Annotated in this window: 11 protein-coding genes, 1 tRNA gene and 1 pseudogene; 9 read left to right on the top strand and 4 right to left on the bottom strand. The window is 67.2% G+C overall.

What is annotated here, in order from left to right; translation table 11 throughout:
- Positions 1 to 265: 265 nt before the first annotated feature.
- Entirely contained in the window at positions 266 to 676 is a 411-nt protein-coding gene (locus B9D87_RS11415) for a hypothetical protein (RefSeq protein ID WP_007774103.1), read from the bottom strand.
- 484 nt (positions 677 to 1,160) lie between these two features.
- On the opposite strand from B9D87_RS11415, the gene B9D87_RS11410 reads away from it, so the two are divergent.
- Both B9D87_RS11410 and B9D87_RS11405 read left to right on the top strand, forming a co-directional pair.
- Positions 1,161 to 1,355 carry a hypothetical protein gene (locus B9D87_RS11410; protein ID WP_148664698.1) on the top strand — a complete coding sequence of 65 codons (195 nt, stop codon included), beginning with the start codon at positions 1,161 to 1,163 and terminating at the stop codon, positions 1,353 to 1,355.
- Positions 1,356 to 1,540: 185 nt separating this feature from the next.
- Positions 1,541 to 2,233 carry a type 1 glutamine amidotransferase domain-containing protein gene (locus tag B9D87_RS11405; RefSeq protein ID WP_007774106.1) on the top strand — a complete coding sequence of 231 codons (693 nt, stop codon included), beginning with the start codon at positions 1,541 to 1,543 and terminating at the stop codon, positions 2,231 to 2,233.
- 6 nt (positions 2,234 to 2,239) lie between these two features.
- On the opposite strand, the gene B9D87_RS11400 is transcribed toward B9D87_RS11405, so the two are convergent.
- The 3 genes from B9D87_RS11400 to B9D87_RS11390 form a co-directional block, all read right to left on the bottom strand.
- Positions 2,240 to 2,923, bottom strand: coding sequence for a cutinase family protein (locus B9D87_RS11400; protein ID WP_007774107.1), 684 nt, complete (start codon positions 2,921 to 2,923; stop codon positions 2,240 to 2,242).
- A 121-nt stretch (positions 2,924 to 3,044) separates the two neighbouring features.
- Positions 3,045 to 4,394 carry an FAD-dependent oxidoreductase gene (locus B9D87_RS11395; protein WP_007774108.1) on the bottom strand — a complete coding sequence of 450 codons (1,350 nt, stop codon included), beginning with the start codon at positions 4,392 to 4,394 and terminating at the stop codon, positions 3,045 to 3,047.
- Positions 4,395 to 4,708: 314 nt separating this feature from the next.
- Positions 4,709 to 4,782, bottom strand: a tRNA-Arg gene (locus B9D87_RS11390).
- 186 nt (positions 4,783 to 4,968) lie between these two features.
- Between B9D87_RS11390 and lipQ the strand changes: the two are divergent.
- From lipQ to ettA, 7 genes and pseudogenes are all read left to right on the top strand, one after another.
- Positions 4,969 to 6,215, top strand: a pseudogene (lipQ, locus tag B9D87_RS11385) (esterase LipQ).
- Between the two features lie 136 nt (positions 6,216 to 6,351).
- On the top strand, positions 6,352 to 7,821 hold the full coding sequence (locus tag B9D87_RS11380) for a WS/DGAT/MGAT family O-acyltransferase (RefSeq protein WP_007774110.1): 1,470 nt from the start codon (positions 6,352 to 6,354) through the stop codon (positions 7,819 to 7,821).
- Positions 7,818 to 9,605 (top strand): HAD-IB family hydrolase/lysophospholipid acyltransferase family protein, encoded by a 1,788-nt coding sequence (locus B9D87_RS11375; RefSeq protein WP_007774111.1) that lies wholly within the window; start codon positions 7,818 to 7,820, stop codon positions 9,603 to 9,605. Before B9D87_RS11380 ends, B9D87_RS11375 begins: the two co-directional genes overlap by 4 nt.
- Positions 9,602 to 11,956: a glycerol-3-phosphate 1-O-acyltransferase gene (locus tag B9D87_RS11370; protein WP_007774112.1), complete on the top strand. Its 2,355-nt coding sequence runs from the start codon at positions 9,602 to 9,604 to the stop codon at positions 11,954 to 11,956. Before B9D87_RS11375 ends, B9D87_RS11370 begins: the two co-directional genes overlap by 4 nt.
- 28 nt (positions 11,957 to 11,984) lie before the next feature.
- On the top strand, positions 11,985 to 14,051 hold the full coding sequence (locus B9D87_RS11365) for a bifunctional copper resistance protein CopD/cytochrome c oxidase assembly protein (RefSeq protein ID WP_007774113.1): 2,067 nt from the start codon (positions 11,985 to 11,987) through the stop codon (positions 14,049 to 14,051).
- Positions 14,052 to 14,171: 120 nt separating this feature from the next.
- Positions 14,172 to 14,651, top strand: a complete 480-nt coding sequence (locus B9D87_RS11360) for a single-stranded DNA-binding protein (RefSeq protein ID WP_007774114.1) — start codon at positions 14,172 to 14,174, stop codon at positions 14,649 to 14,651.
- Between the two features lie 79 nt (positions 14,652 to 14,730).
- Positions 14,731 to 16,407, top strand: a complete 1,677-nt coding sequence (gene ettA, locus B9D87_RS11355) for an energy-dependent translational throttle protein EttA (protein ID WP_007774115.1) — start codon at positions 14,731 to 14,733, stop codon at positions 16,405 to 16,407.
- Positions 16,408 to 16,463: the final 56 nt, after the last annotated feature.

The following is a 16,463-nucleotide window of genomic DNA, read 5'->3' as shown; positions in this document are numbered from 1 at the left end:
GCGGGCCCGATCGCCCAACGCCATTCATGGCCGGCTCACGTAGTTACTCGCCGGTAGCGCAACCGCGTCAGTCTTTGCGGCCGTGCGGCGGATGTCGGAATCCACAAGTAATGCCGTGTTTATAAAAACGTTATCTGTCGCTTTCGGCGTCTGCGGGTAACGACGCCGGTCGACCTGGCAAAACGCGTGGCATGACATCGGCAAACCGGCGGGGTGCCGACGTCGCGGGCCCACTGGCTTGAACCGCCGAGATCCGCCCGGGCCGCTACAGCTCGGGTTTCGCTAACTTTCTCGCCAGCTCATCGAGTTCGGCCTGGCGCTCCTTCACCGCGCATCCGGCTCGCCCGATGCGCGCGCCCTGAAGAACGGCCCCCGGCAGCGCGTCGCTGCGCAGCCTGGTGTTGGCGTAATGGATTGCGGCATCGATCATTTCGATGTACCGCTCCGCGTCATGCTCTGCGCAGGACCCCTCGATGCGCTGGACTTCGTCCCAACACGGATAGGAGGAGTACCGGGCATCGAGTTGTTGCTGAGAGACCTGCGTTCCGAAGTAACACCGCCAGTCGCGGCTCAACCAGCCCCTCGTCTTGACTTCGACCTTGATTCGATTGCCAACGCCAGCTATGAACCTCGGCTCCCCGACGCGGACTACCGGCTGCCAGTCATTCGACGCCATATTTCGCCAACCCCTCGAAGAGAAGACGCTCTAAGTAATGATCTCCCCGTAAGCGCCATCTGCTCGTTTTGACACGCTGTTCCCAGATCGATTAAACCGCAAACTTTTGGTGGTGACTTCGACTTTTGCGGCTTCGTCAAAAAGTATGAAAACAGCCCGAATGCATTACCGCCGGTTCCTCAAAACATGGCCGTGACCTGCGTCGCTGGTGTGACGTCACGCGGCTTCGGTCCCGGCCGCCGCATCCGCGACTCGGGCACCGTCCGGTCGGCGGTGGGCCCTGGCGGTCGCCGCCCAAGGATCCGTTGAGGATCCGCCAAGGCGCGCTCCGCAGGCTCGTGGCAGCACGAAAGAGCATCCCACTCGGCATCGACGCTAGGAGCACCTCATGAGGACAACGGGGTACAGGACAACACGGTCCGGGGCCATGGCGTATCGGGCATACGCGCGGACCCGCAATCAACGAATCGGATACGCCCGGCTGATGCTGGTCTCAGTGGCGACGGCGGGGCTGATCGGCATCGGTGTCGGCGTCGCCGCCCTCGATCGACCGTTGGCCGGCCGGCACTGTTCCGTTCCGGAGGCGACCACACACGACGCGACCGGCCTCACCTTGTCGTGCGGCCCCGCCTCGACCGGAAACCGTGAGTTGGTGTGGCGATATGTCCCGGCGTCCTAGCCCCGATACGCATTGTGGCGCCGCGCATTTCGGTGAGGACAAACGCGCCTGGGACATCCGGCCGGGCAAGCACGAACGAGCACCACCACCAGGCCGGGCCAGTCGCGGTCGCAGCGTTTGACCGCGGGCAGCCGATGGGCGACGCTTGAGCGCATCCCCCTGCGGACCCAAACAGGAGAAGAGCGATGGCGAAGGTGCTGTTCGTGGTGACGGGCGCGAGCTACTGGACCCTGAAGGACGGCACCAGGCACCCGACGGGCTACTGGGCCGAGGAGTTCGCGGCGCCCTACCGTGAGCTCACCGGCGTCGGCCATGAGGTGGTGGTGGCGACGCCGAATGGTGTTGTGCCGCACGTGGATGTGATGAGCCTGCGGCCGTCGATGGCCGGTAGCGAGAAGATCGCGCGGGAGCTGGAAGACATCCTGCGATCGGCCGAGGAGTTGCGCCGGCCGATCGAATTGGCCGACGCCCGCCTCGAGGACTACGACGCCGTCTACTACCCGGGCGGGCACGGGCCCATGGAGGATCTCTGGCAGGACGCCGACTCCGGCCGGCTGCTGATCGCGGCGCTCGCGTCCGGCAAGCCGCTCGCCATCGTCTGCCACGCCCCGGTCGCGCTGATGGCGACCCGGCGAAACGGTGCATCGCCCTTCGCCGGTTACCGGGTCACGGCCTACACCAATGACGAAGAGGATGCGGTCGGGCTGCGTGAGAAGGCTCGCTGGACCGCCGAGGACGAACTGGTGAAGATGGGCGTCGAGTTCAGCCGCGGCGAGATGTGGAAGCCCTACACGCTCAAGGACCGCAATCTCTTCACCGGCCAGAACCCGGCCTCCGCCGGGCCGTTGGCCCGCGAGTTCATGAAGGAACTCGGTTAGGCGGCCTCAGAGCCGGCCGGCCACGAAAGTGGCGGCCTGGCCGGGCATTCCGGATCCCAGGTAGGACAGGTCCGCCGCCGAGAACATCTCGTCGTGGGACGGCAGCGCCAGGGGCCCGCCCGGGGTGCACACCGGGTCGCCGGGCGCACACAAGTCGATGGCCTTCGCGCCGTACCACGGGCTGACCACACTCACCGGTGCCCCCAGATACCGGGCCGACGGATTCCCGAACAGGGCCAGCGCGGCGACATGGTCAGCCTCGTCCGCCGTCAGGATCTGAGGATTCAAGCCCGCGATCGAGGCCTGGGCGATGGTGATCAGGTCGATCACCATCGCACCCTGCGAATAGCCGCCGAGCACCAGCTTGGTGTTGGGGCAGCTCGCCACCATCGACTGAACGTGAGCGTGCGCATCGCCGGCGCCGGCCGACGCCGACGGGGCGAAATCCTCGCCGGCCGGGTAGTTGACCGCATACACCCCGAGGGACCGGCCCCCGATCTGGGAACGCAGCGAGTCGATGAACGCTTGTCCGACCCCGCCGACGCCGGGCGGCTCGGCGGTGCCGCGGGCGAACGTCACCTCGACGTCGGGACAGGGCGCGGCGGACGCGGAAATCGGCGGGCACAGTAGCGCCGTCCAGGCCGTCGCCACCGCGAAACCCAGCAAACGCGCCAATCGGTGTGCGTACACGCCCCAGATGCTAGTTGACAAACTGTCGAATAAGGACCGCGCTTGGCCATGAAGCGCCGATCGGCTCAGTGTTGCCGCTAGGCGTGGCCGGAACGTGCGACCTAGGGGCGCCGCTACCCGCTCACTCGTTCGTTGCCTTTGGTCGGTTGCCAGCCACTATCCGTCGCAACAGGGACGGCCGAAGAAATTCCGTGGGCTCCGCGAGGAGTTGCATCTGCCTGAATAGCGTTTCAGTGATTACTACGTCAGTCGCCGCCGCCACATAAAGCTTGCCCATGGCGAGACTGATGAACTTCTTTGGCTTCGACTGCCAACCATCTGACGGGACAATCGTGAAGTCGAAGAACCGATTCGCCCACCACATCGGCGACAACTTCTTGGCGGAGGCGCGAAAGAATCGACCGCTTAACTGGTCAGTGCCATCGGCTAAGCATCTTTGGAGCGCCGATGCTTGTAACGCCGCTGAGGTCATCCCTTGGCCGTACACGGGATTGAAGCTGCATACGGCGTCGCCAATGACGAGTAAGCCCCGTGGAAACCGGGTGAGCTTGTGATAACGCCGCCAAACGCTGGCGGGGTATCGCTGAGTGGACACCTCGCCAATCGGTTCCCCGGCGCGCAATGCCGCGGCGACGTGGTTCGGCATGGACTCTGAGACTGAGTCAAGCAACCCAGGCAGGTCGATTGGTGTCTTCCTGCCAGCAAAACCGATGACCGTGACGATGACGGTCCCGTTTTCGTAGGGCAACAACCCAAAACCCTCCGGCCTGTCGAGGGTGGGAATTTCCAACACGGCTCGCTCGGCAAGGGTCCCAGCTGGCAGGCGGAAGAATTGGCTCGAGTAGCTCAGGTCGATCGTGTACCTGCGTTCAGGAGGCCGTTGATAACCATGAGCTTCCAAGAACGCGGGGGTGCGGGCGGAGCGACCGGTCGCGTCGATGACCAGGTCAGTCGTCAGCACGCGTTCAAGGCCGGTTCCACGCTCGACCACGCGCGCACCCGTGACCTGGCCAGCTGGGTCGATCAGCGTCTCCGCCACGTCGTGGCCATCCATGAACGTGACATTGCTAATCGACCGCACTCGCCGTCGAATGATCCCTTCCAGCAGGGGCCGGCTGGCCAAGAACACGACCAGGCCATCGGATCGCGTGAACCGCCCCGACTGGCAAAAGACGATGTCACCGACGCCCAGATGGAACAGGGCAGGGTCGTCGGGGCTGTCAAGGACGATGGCACCCGCCGCTTCGAGTTCCTCCAACAGACCCGGAAACAAGTCGACGATGTACGGCACACCTCTGCCGAGCATCTGGTGCAGGTGGCGCCCTTGCGAAACCCCTCGCCGCTGGGATGTGCCATCCGGCAACTTGTCACGCTCGACCACAGTGACGGCGTCATAGAAATCCGACAGCACCCTGGCCGCAAACAGACCAGCGATACTCGCACCGCAGATCATTGCGGTTTCACTGCGCATGTCGCTGGTTTCCTCCCGCAAGAGTCCCCTACCAACGCCACACTGTCAGTGCGCTCCACCGCTGTCTACATCGGGCGGATCGCATCTCGATGAGATATGGCGCCGCTGAGCCCGCCTACGGAGCGTCTCGGGTAATCACGCGGTGGGCGGTGGCTCGACTGAACCGAGGGACGCGCCAGAGCAAACTTCTCGCCGTTCAGCGCTTTGAGGCGGCCGATGGACCGCTCGGCCACGCTCAAGTGCCGTAGCTCGGGAGTGTCAAGGATCAACCGAAGTAGCTGTCAAGCATCAGCCGACGTCACACACGAGCCCGGTGCCCCCGGCACGACTCGAACGTGCGACCTAGGGATTAGAAGGCCCTTGCTCTATCCACCTGAGCTACGGAGGCAATGTGCAGGTCAGTCTATCCAACGCACACGGGTCATCCGATTCAGCGCCGCCACGCGCCTGAAAACCCTTCCCCCGCCACGTTTATCGGTTATCGTCGAGAACCTCGACACACGTACAAAACCGGCCGTCCATCGGCCGTTAACCGCGACGAGGCGTGTGCATAACGTCGAGAGGTGACGTGGCAATGAGCGTGGCCAGTACTCAGTCTTCGGCCTGTGCGTGGGCGGGCGCCCAGGCGGCACGCCTGGCGGCCGAGGCCCGCGACGTCTATCAGCTCGGCAATCTGGTGCTGCGCGGCGGGCCGTTCGCGCTGGGCTGCCTGGCCGGTTGGCTTTTCACCGAGTTTCCCCCGCACGTCGTGACCGGGCACGCGCTGTCGCGGGTCTCGCACCCGTCCGTCGGCCGGGTCGGCACGACGCTGGCCGCCCAGCGTGCGGACAAGACCCTCACCACGGCGCTGCAGGAGGCCTTCGGCCCCGAGTTTCGTGAGCAGGTGTGTCACCCCGCCGCCGTCGGCGCGCTGTGCGCGCCCCGTGGCGGGCTGTTGGGCCGCCCGGGCCGCACCGCCGGTACGCCGCGCAGACCTCCGACATCTCCTACGGCCCGAGCGCTCGCGACCACCTGCTCGACATCTGGCGGCGCGACGACCTTGCCCCCGGGTGCCGGGCGCCGGTGCTGATCCAGGTGCCGGGCGGCGCGTGGACGCTGAACGGCAGGCGCCCGCAGGCCTACACGCTGATGAGCCGGATGGTCCAACTCGGTTGGATCTGCGTTTCGATCGATTACAGCAAGAGCCCGCGCGCCACCTTCCCCGCGCACCTGATCGACGTCAAAAGGGCGATCGCCTGGGTGCGGGAGAACATCGCCGACTACGGCGGTGACCCCGACTTCGTCGCGATCACTGGCGGCTCGGCGGGCGGCCACCTGGCCTCCCTGGCGGCGCTCACCCCGAACGACCCCGCCTTCCAACCCGGCTTCGAAGACGCCGACACCACAGTCCAAGCGGTGGCGCCCTATTACGGCGTCTACGACTTCACCGACTTCGAGAACATGCACCCACTGATGCTGCCGTTCCTCGAACAGTTCGTGATGAAGGCCCGCTACGCCGACGAGCCCGAGCGTTTCATGGCGGCGTCGCCGGTTTCCTACGTGCACAGCGACGCGCCGCCCTTCTTTGTGCTGCACGGCGCGAAGGACGAATTGGTGCCCAGCGGGCAGGCTCGCGCGTTCTGCGCCGCGCTGCGCGCGGCCGGCGCGGCCACGGTGGCCCACGCCGAACTCGGCAACGCCCACCATGCTTTCGACATCACACCGACCGTTCGATCGCGGCTGGCCGCTGACGCCGTCGCCGATTTCCTCGGTGTGGTCTACGGGCGACGGGTCAGCTCGCTGCTGGATTCGCTGCCGCTGTCGGCCACTTCGGCCAGCTGAGCCCGCGCGCAGCTACCTGCCGCTCCTTTCACCAGCGCGGTAACCCGACTAGCGTTGGGTAGACCATTGGGGTTGCTGGGTCCAGGGCAGGAGGCTTGATCGACGGTGACAACGTTGGCGCGTCGAGCTGATGACCATGGCTGAGTCCGTCGAGGCGATTAAGTTGTCCGACGAGCTCGGGCCGGTCGACTACCTACTGCACCGGGGAGAGGCGAACCCCCGCACCAGGTCGGGGATCATGGCGCTGGAGCTTCTGGACCGCACACCGGACTGGGAACAGTTCCGCGCCCGATTCGAAAGCGCCTCGCGGCGCGTGTTGCGGCTGCGGCAGAAGGTCGTCGTGCCGACCCTGCCGACCGCGTCGCCGCGCTGGGTGGTGGACCCCGACTTCAACCTGGATTTTCACGTCCGCCGCGTGCGCGTCTCCGAACCCGGCACCCTGCGTGAGGTATTCGATCTCGCGGACCTCATGCTGCAGTCGCCGATGGACATCTCGCGGCCGCTGTGGACGGCCACCCTGGTCGAGGGTCTGCCCGACGGACAGGCCGCGACCCTGCTGCATGTCAGCCACGCCGTCACCGACGGCGTGGGCGGGGTCCAGATGTTCGCCGAGATCTATGACCTCGAACGCGATCCGCCGGCCAAGCCGACCCTGCCGCTGCCCGTGCCGCAGGACCTGACGTCGAATGATCTGATGCGCCAGGGCATTAACCACCTGCCCTTCGCCGTGGTCGGCGGTGTCATGAACGCCCTGTCCGGCGCGGTCTCGGCCGCGGGGCGGGCGGTCCTGGAGCCGACGGCCACCGTGTCCGGGATCGTCGGGTACGCCATGTCGGGCATGCGGGTGCTCAACCGGGCGGCCGAGCCGTCGCCGCTGTTGCGGCGCCGCAGCCTGGCTACCCGCAGCGAGGCGGTCGATATCCCGCTCGCCGACCTGCACAAGGCGGCCAAGGCCGGCGGCGGGTCGATCAACGACGCCTACCTCGCCGGGCTGTGCGGCGCCTTGCGCCGCTACCACCAGGCGTACGGCGTGCCGATCAGCACGCTGCCGATGGCGGTGCCGGTCAGCCTGCGGGCCGACGCGGATACCGCCGGCGGCAACCGGTTCACCGGCGTCAATCTGGCGGCGCCGATCGGGACCGCCGACCCCGTCTCTCGGATGAAGAAGATTCGCGCGCAGATGACGCAGCGCCGCGACGAGCCCGCGATGAACATCATCGGTTCTTTTGCGCCGGTGCTCAGCGTGTTGCCGACCGCGGTGCTGGAAGGGATCACCGGCTCGGTGATCGGCTCCGACGTGCAGGCCAGCAACGTGCCGGTCTTCCCGGGCGACACCTACCTCGCCGGTGCAAAAGTCTTGCGGCAGTACGGAATCGGTCCGCTGCCCGGCGTGGCGATGATGGTGGTGCTGATCTCGCGGGGCGGCTGGTGCACCATCACCGTGCGCTACGACAAGGCCTCGGTGCGCAACGAGGCGTTGTTCGCGCAATGCCTGCTGGACGGCTTCGACGAGATCCTGGCGCTCGCCGGTGACCCGCCACCGCGCGCGGTGCCCGCCTCGTTCGCCGAGCCGGCCGTGTCGACCCGATCGGTGGCCGGTTCGTGAGCGCGTCAAACGAGCAGGGGGACAAGGGCGAAACGTCGGGGCAGGACATGCGGCTCCCCGGCTCGGTGGCCGAGATCATGGCCAGCCCCGCCGGTGCCAAGATCGGTGCGTTCTTCGACCTGGACGGCACGCTGGTCGCCGGGTTCACCGCGATCATCCTGACCCAGGAGCGGCTGCTGCGCCGCGACATGGGCGTGGGGGAGCTGCTCGGCATGGTGCAGGCCGGCCTGAGCCACACCCTGGGTCGCATCGAGTTCGAGGACCTGATCGGCAAGGCCGCCGCGGCACTCACCGGCAGACTGCTCGACGACCTGGAAGAGATCGGTGAGCGGCTGTTCGTCCAGCGGATCGAGTCGCGGATCTACCCGGAGATGCGCGAGCTGGTGCGCGCGCACGTGGCCCGCGGGCACACCGTGGTGCTCAGCTCGTCGGCGCTGACCATCCAGGTCAACCCCGTCGCGCGTTTCCTCGGGATCCCCAACATGCTCACCAACAAGTTCGAAACCACCGAGGACGGCATCCTCACCGGCGGCGTCGCGAAGCCGATCCTGTGGGGCCCGGGCAAAGCCGCTGCGGTACAACGCTTTGCGGCCGAGCACGACATCGATCTCAAGGACAGCTACTTCTACGCCGACGGTGACGAGGACGTCGCCCTGATGTATCTGGTCGGCAATCCGCGGCCGACCAACCCGGAAGGCAAAATGGCCGCGGTAGCCAAGCGCCGCGGTTGGCCGATCCTGAGATTCAACAGCCGCGGCCCGGTCGGTCTGCGACGCCAGGTGCGCACACTTGCCGGACTCGGCTCGATTGTTCCCGTCGGCGCCGGAGCGGTGGCGATGGGTGTGTTGACCGGCAGCCGGCGGCGGGGCGCCAACTTCTTCACATCCGTCTTTTCCCAAACGGTGCTCGCGACCACCGGAGTACACCTCAACGTTATTGGAAAAGAGAACCTGAGGGCCCAACGCCCGGCCGTCTTCATCTACAACCACCGCAACCAGGTCGACCCCGTAATCGCTGGTGCGCTCGTGAACGACAACTGGGTTGCCGTAGCCAAGAAGGAGCTGCAAAAGAATCCGGTCATGGCCCTGCTCGGTAAGGCGCTGGACGGTGTCTTCATCGACCGAGACGATTCGGCCTCGGCGCTCGAGACGATGCGCACGGTCGAAGAACGAGCCAAGAACGGACTTTCCATCGTGATGGCGCCGGAAGGCACCCGGCTGGACACCACCGAGGTCGGTCCCTTCAAGAAGGGACCATTTCGTCTCGCGATGGCCGCAGGCATCCCGATCGTCCCGATCGTGATCCGCAACGCCGAGCTCGTCGCCGCGCGGAACTCGACCGTCATCAACCCGGGCACCGTCGACGTCGCGGTGTTTCCGCCGATTTCGGTGCAGGACTGGACGCTGGACACGCTGCCGGAGCGCATCGCCGAGGTGCGTCAGCTGTACCTGGACACGCTCGCCAACTGGCCCGTCGACGAACTGCCCGAGGTCGACCTCTACGCCGAGAAGAAGGCGGCGGCCAAGGCGAAGAAGGCTCCGGCGAAGAAGGCGGCGGCCAAGAAGGCGCCAGCCAAGAAGGCACCGGCGAAAAAGGCGGCGGCCAAGAAGGCCCCGGCGAAGAAGGCGGCGGCGAAGAAGGCGGTTCCGAAAGCCAAGCCGCCCAAGGCAAACCCCCACGAATCCCAGGCCGCCCTCAGAGACGGTGAGGCGCAACGACCCGCCGCCGAGGCGTCGGCCGTCAACGCCGAGCCGCCCGAATCGCCGCCCCGAGGGCATCAGTGACCGAACCGGCCGCAGATAGCAGCGCGGTCCTCGGCGGACGAGACTCGCTGGTATTGGCGTCGATGGCCTCACCGGTCGAGATGCAACTGGTGACGGCGTGGATGGAGCGACAGCGCGCCGGCCATCCGGGGGCGAACTTCGACCTGGTGGAACTGCCGGCGCTCGACGCGCCGCCGGAAGTCATGACCGCTCTGGCCGAACAGCTCGAATCAGGGGAGGACCGTTCGATCGTCCCGGTGCGGGTGTTCTGGCTGCCGGAGCCGGATCGCGGCAGGGTGGCCAAGCTGGCCGGGCTGCTCCCCGGCCGGGATCCCTATCACCCCAACGACCGTCGGCAAGAACAGATCGTGCGGACGGCCCCCCAGCGCGCCCGGGTGGTGGCCGGTGAAGCCGCCACCGTCTCCGAGCTGCGCCGGCAGTGGCGCGATACCACCGTCGGGGAGGACAAGAACGACTTCGCCCAGTTCGTGATCCGCCGCGCCATCTTGGCGATGGAGCGCGTCGAGTACCGGATCCTCGGACCGCAATACAAGTCACCGCGGCTGGTGAAGCCGGAGATATTGGCTTCCAATCGGTTTCGCGCCGGCCTGGCCAAGATTCCCGGCGCCACCGTCGACGAGGCCGGAAAGATGCTCGACGAACTCGCCACCGGATGGAGCCGGGCCTCGGTCGATCTCGTCGGAGTGCTGGGCAGGATGCTCAGCCGCGGGTTCGATCCTGAGATCGACTACGACGAGTATCAGGTCGCGGCGATGCGGGCCGGCCTGGACGCCCACCCGGCCGTGCTGTTGTTCTCGCACCGGTCCTACATCGACGGCGCGGTGGTGCCGGTCGCCATGCAGGAGAACCGGTTACCGCCGGTGCACGTGTTCGCCGGCATCAACCTGTCGTTCGGTGCGATGGGCCCGCTGCTGCGCCGTTCCGGTGTCATCTTCATCCGTCGCAACATCGGCAACGACCAGCTCTACAAGTACGTGCTGCGCGAATACGTCGGCTACATCGTCGAAAAGCGGTTCAACCTGAGCTGGTCGATCGAGGGTACCCGCTCGCGTACCGGAAAAATGCTGCCGCCCAAGCTGGGCCTGCTGGCCTACGTCGCCGACGCCTACCTGGACGGCCGCAGCGAAGACATTCTGCTGCAACCGGTCTCGATCAGCTTCGACCAGCTGCACGAGACCGCCGAATACGCCGCCTACGCCCGCGGCGGCGAGAAGACGCCCGAAGGCGTGGGCTGGCTGTACAACTTCATCCGCGCGCAGGGCGAACGCAACTACGGCAAGATCTACGTCCGGTTCCCCGAAGCCGTGTCGATGCGCCAGTACCTGGGCGCCCCGCACGGCCCGCTGGCGCACGATCCAGACGCCAAAAGGCTTGCGCTGCAGAAGATGTCGTTCGAGGTCGCCTGGCGGATCCTGCAGTCGACCCCGGTCACGGCGACGGGCCTGGTGTGCGCGCTGTTGCTGACCACCCGCGGCGCGGCGTTGACGCTCGGCCAGCTGCACCACACCCTGCAGGACTCGCTGGATTACCTGGAACGCAAACAAAACCCGATGTCCACCAGCGCGCTGCGGCTGCGCACCCACGACGGGGTGCGCGCGGCGGTCGACGCGCTGTCCAATGGGCACCCGATCACCCGCGTCGACGGCGGCCGGGAACCGGTGTGGCGCATCGCGCCCGACGAGCAGCACGCCGCGGCCTTCTACCGCAACTCGGTGATCCACGCCTTCCTAGAGACCTCGATCGTGGAACTCGCGCTGGCGCACGCCCGGCACGCCGACGGGGACCGCATGGAGGCTTTCTGGACCCAGGCGATGCGGCTGCGCGATCTGCTGAAGTTCGACTTCTACTTCGCCGACTCGGCGACCTTCCGGGACCACATCGCCGAAGAGATGGCGTGGCACAACAATTGGGAAGCCCACGTGTCCGCCGGCGGCGACGAGATCCACGCGCTGTTGTTCGCCAAGCGTCCGCTGATGGCGGATGCGATGCTGCGGGTGTTCTTCGAGGCCTACGAGATCGTCGCCGACGTGTTGCGTGACGCGCCCGCCGACATCGGGCACAAGGAACTGACCGACCTGGCGTTGGGGGTCGGCCGGCAGTATGTGGCCCAGACCCGGATCCGCAGCAGCGAATCGGTGTCGACGCTGCTGTTCGCCACCGCGCGACAGGTCGTCGACGATCAAAACCTGATCGCGCCGGCGCCGGACCTCGCCGACAGGCGCGCCGCTTTCCTGCAAGAGCTCCGCGACATCCTGCAGGACTTCAACTACGTCGGCCAGATCGCGCGTGATCAGTTCGTGGCCCGCGAGGCCAAGGCGCGTCAGGCCCTTCTGGAGAGCCAGGCTCTGTAGCCGCCGCGCCCGGCCATACCCTGGACATATGACCGTCGCCCCGCCTGCCGGCAAGGCCCCGACCAAGGCCTCGGCCGAGCGCCGTGCGTTGGTGTGGCCGGTGCTGGCCGGCGTCGGGGCGCTGGCGGGCTGCACGGCCGCCGGCATCGGGACCCTCTCGCTGGCCAGCGCGCTGACGGTGACGGGCCTGCCCGATCCGGGCCAGGTGACCACGCTGGGGCTGCCGTTCGTGCGCGCCGCGGGTGAGATCGCCGCCGTGCTGGCGGTCGGCTCGTTCCTGTTCGCCGCGTTCCTGGTGCCGCCGCAGCGCAACGGCGTCCTCGACGCCGACGGCTACCGGGCCCTTCGGCTCGGGACGGTGGCGTCGGGGGTGTGGGCGGTGTGCGCCGCTCTGCTGGTCCCGCTGACCATCTCCGACGTGTCCGGCCATCCCGTCGCCGACATTCCCGCGATGCGGATGTGGTCGTTGGCGGGCCTGATCACCACGGCGTCGGCCTGGCGCTGGACCGCGATCGTGGCCGCGGTGATCACGCTGGCGAGCCTGTCGGTGCTGCGCTGGTCGTGGACGCCGGTGCTGTTCGCCGCCTCGGTGATGACGCTGATTCCGCTGGGATTGACCGGTCATTCGTCGGCCGGCGGTTCGCACGACCTGGCCACCAACGGCCTGCTGATCCACCTGGTCGCCGCCAGCCTGTGGGCAGGTGGCCTGCTCGCCCTGTTGGCCCACGCCCTGCGCGGTGGTGGCCACCTCGGGCTGGCCGCGCGGCGGTTCTCGATGATCGCGCTGTGGTGTTGGGTCGCGATGGCGTTGAGCGGAGTGGTCAACGCCCTGGTGCGGATGCAGCCGTCCGACCTGTTCAGCACCGACTACGGGCGGCTGGTCACCGCCAAGTTCGTCGCGCTGTGCCTGCTGGGTGGGCTTGGCTGGCGCCAGCGTCGCGTGAGTGTTGCTGCGCTGCAAGCGGATCCGACTCCGGCACCAGCGCGTCGCGCGCTGCTGCGGCTGACGCTGATCGAGGCCGCCACCTTCGGCCTCACCTTCGGCATCGCCGTCGGGCTGGGCCGCACCCCGCCGCCGCCACCGCCGGCGCGGCTGCCGTCGATTCCGGAAGCCGAGATCGGCTACGACTTCGACGGGCCGCCGACCGTGGCGCGCATACTGTTCGACTGGCGCTTCGACCTGATCTTCGGCACCGCCGCCCTCGTCTTCGCCGCGCTGTACGCGGCGGCGCTGGTGCGGCTGCGCCGGCGCGGCGACACGTGGCCGCCCGGTCGGACCGTCTCCTGGCTGCTCGGCTGCCTGGTGCTGCTGTTCGTGACGTCGTCGGGTGTCGGACGCTACATGCCGGCGATGTTCAGCATGCACATGGTGGTCCACATGTGCCTGTCGATGCTGATCCCGATCCTGCTGGTGCTCGGCGCCCCGGTCACCCTGGCGCTGCGGGCCCTGCCCGCGGCCGGCCGCGACGATCCGCCGGGCATGCGGGAGTGGCTGTTGACCGCGCTGCACAGCCGCTTCTCCCGATTCCTCACCAACCCGGTGGTGGCCACCGTGCTGTTCGTCGCCGGGTTCTACGGGCTGTACCTGTCGAACCTCTTCGACACCACCGCGAGCAGCCACGCCGGCCATCTGGCGATGAACGTCCACTTTCTGGTGAGCGGCTACCTGTTCTATTGGGTGGTGATCGGGGTCGACCCGACGCCGCGACCGATCCCGCCGCTGGCCAAGGTGGCCGTGGTGTTCGCGTCGCTGCCGCTGCACGCCTTCTTCGGGGTGGTCCTGATGGGGACCAAGAAGGTGCTCGGCGCGGACTATTACCGCTCCCTCGGCCTCAGCTGGCACACCGACCTGCTCGGCGACCAGCACCTGGGTGGGGGCATCGCGTGGTCGGCGGGGGAGTTCCCGCTGGTGATCGTGATGCTCGCGCTGCTGATCCAGTGGGCGCGCAGCGATCGCCGCACGGCCAAGCGGCTGGACCGGGCCGCCGACCGCGACGACGACGCCGAGCTGGTCGCCTACAACGCGATGCTGGCGCAGCTGGCCCAGGGCGAGACGCCCAAGCGGCCCGGGCGGACCCCGGCCGATCCCGACTGATCCACAGTCCCGGTTTCTTCAACAGCGGCGGCCGATTTCCGGGTTGTTCCCACGGCGTTCGTCGGTGGCGCCGCGCCTACTGGCGGCCATAGCCAATGCAATCGAGAAGGGATCACTGCAATGTTCGAAACCGCGCTCACCGTGGTCGGCCACATCGTCAACAACCCCGAACGCCGACAGGTCGGCACCCAGGAGGTCATCAAGTTTCGCGTCGCCAGCAATTCCCGGCGGCGCACCGCCGACGGCGGCTGGGAGCCCGGTAACTCGCTGTTCATCAACGTCAACTGCTGGGGCAAGTTGGTCACTGGCGTGGGTGCCGCGCTCGGCAAGGGCGCGCCGGTGATCGTGGTGGGCCACGTGTACACCAGCGAGTACGAGGACCGCGACGGCAACCGGCGGTCGTCGCTGGAGATGCGCGCCACCTCGGTCGGGCCCGATGTGTCCCGTGCGATTGTGCGCATCGAGCGGCCGGGCTATACCGGTCCGGCCGCCACCGAGGCCGCCACACCGCCGGCGGTCGCGTCCGACGCCGCTGGTGAGGACGCTGACGCCGACGACGTGGAGTCCGCCGATGACGGGCCGCTGCCGCTGACCGCTTAGCGGCGGGGCCGTCGCTGCCGGGCGATGCCTAGGATGGTCCGCGAGATCACTCTGTAAATCAGAAAGGCATAACCGCGGCATGGCTGAGTTCATCTACACGATGAAAAAGGTCCGCAAGGCGCACGGCGACAAGGTGATCCTGGACGACGTCACGTTGAGCTTCTATCCAGGTGCCAAGATCGGTGTCGTCGGCCCCAACGGCGCCGGCAAGTCGAGCGTCTTGCGGATCATGGCGGGCCTGGACAAGCCGAACAACGGTGATGCCTTCTTGGCCAACGACGCGTCCGTGGGCATCCTGCTGCAGGAGCCCCCGCTGAACGAGGAGAAGACCGTTCGCGGCAACGTCGAAGAAGGCCTGGGTGACATCAAGGTCAAGCTCGACCGTTTCAACGAGGTCGCCGAGTTGATGGCCACCGACTACTCCGATGAGTTGATGGAGGAAATGGGGCGGCTGCAGGAGGAACTGGACCACGCCGACGCGTGGGACCTCGATTCGCAGCTGGAGCAGGCCATGGACGCGCTGCGCTGCCCGCCGCCCGACGAGCCGGTGACCAACCTGTCCGGCGGTGAACGCCGCCGCGTCGCGCTGTGCAAGCTGCTGCTGTCCAAGCCCGACCTGCTGCTGCTCGACGAGCCCACCAACCACCTGGATGCCGAGAGCGTGCAGTGGCTCGAGCAGCACCTCGCTTCCTACGCGGGCGCGATCCTGGCGGTCACCCACGACCGGTACTTCCTGGACAACGTCGCCGAATGGATCCTGGAACTGGACCGCGGCCGCGCCTACCCGTACGAGGGCAACTACTCGACCTACCTGGAGAAGAAGGCTGAGCGGATCGCGGTGCAGGGCCGCAAAGACGCCAAGCTGCAGAAGCGGTTGGCCGAGGAGCTGGCCTGGGTGCGCTCCGGGGCCAAGGCGCGTCAGGCCAAGGGCAAGGCGCGGCTGCAGCGCTACGAGGAGATGGCCGCCGAGGCCGAGAAGACGCGCAAGCTCGACTTCGAGGAGATCCAGATCCCGGTCGGCCCGCGGCTGGGCAACGTGGTGGTCGAGGTCGAGCATCTCGACAAGGGCTTCGACGGCCGCACCCTGATCAAGGACCTGTCGTTCACCCTGCCGCGCAACGGCATCGTCGGCGTCATCGGTCCCAACGGGGTCGGCAAGACCACGCTGTTCAAAACCATCGTCGGGCTCGAGGAGCCGGACAGCGGCATCGTCAAGGTCGGCGAGACCGTCAAGCTCAGCTATGTCGATCAGACCCGCGCCGGCATCGATCCCAAGAAGAACGTGTGGGAAGTCGTCTCCGACGGGCTGGACCACATCGTCGTCGGCCAGACCGAGGTGCCGTCGCGGGCGTACGTGTCGGCGTTCGGGTTCAAGGGACCGGATCAGCAGAAGCCGGCCGGGGTGCTCTCCGGTGGCGAGCGCAACAGGCTCAACCTCGCGCTGACGCTCAAGCAGGGCGGCAACCTGATCCTGCTCGACGAGCCCACCAACGACCTCGACGTCGAGACGCTCAGTTCGCTGGAGAACGCGCTCGAACAATTCCCCGGCTGCGCGGTGGTGATTTCGCACGATCGCTGGTTCCTGGACCGCACCTGCACGCACATCCTGGCCTGGGAGGGTGACGACGACAACGAGGCCAAGTGGTTCTGGTTCGAGGGCAACTTCGGTGCCTACGAGGAGAACAAGATCGAACGCCTCGGCGCCGAAGCGGCACGGCCGCACAGAGTGACCCACCGCAAGCTGACGCGCGACTAGTGTCAGCTTCGCCCCGCACCGCCACGGAACGGGGCGACCGAGCGCACTGACAACCG

The organism is Mycobacterium colombiense CECT 3035 (assembly GCF_002105755.1).
Taxonomy (GTDB): domain Bacteria; phylum Actinomycetota; class Actinomycetes; order Mycobacteriales; family Mycobacteriaceae; genus Mycobacterium; species Mycobacterium colombiense.
The sequence above is the reverse complement of the archived record's forward strand: the minus strand, read 5'-3'. Positions and strand labels throughout refer to the sequence as shown.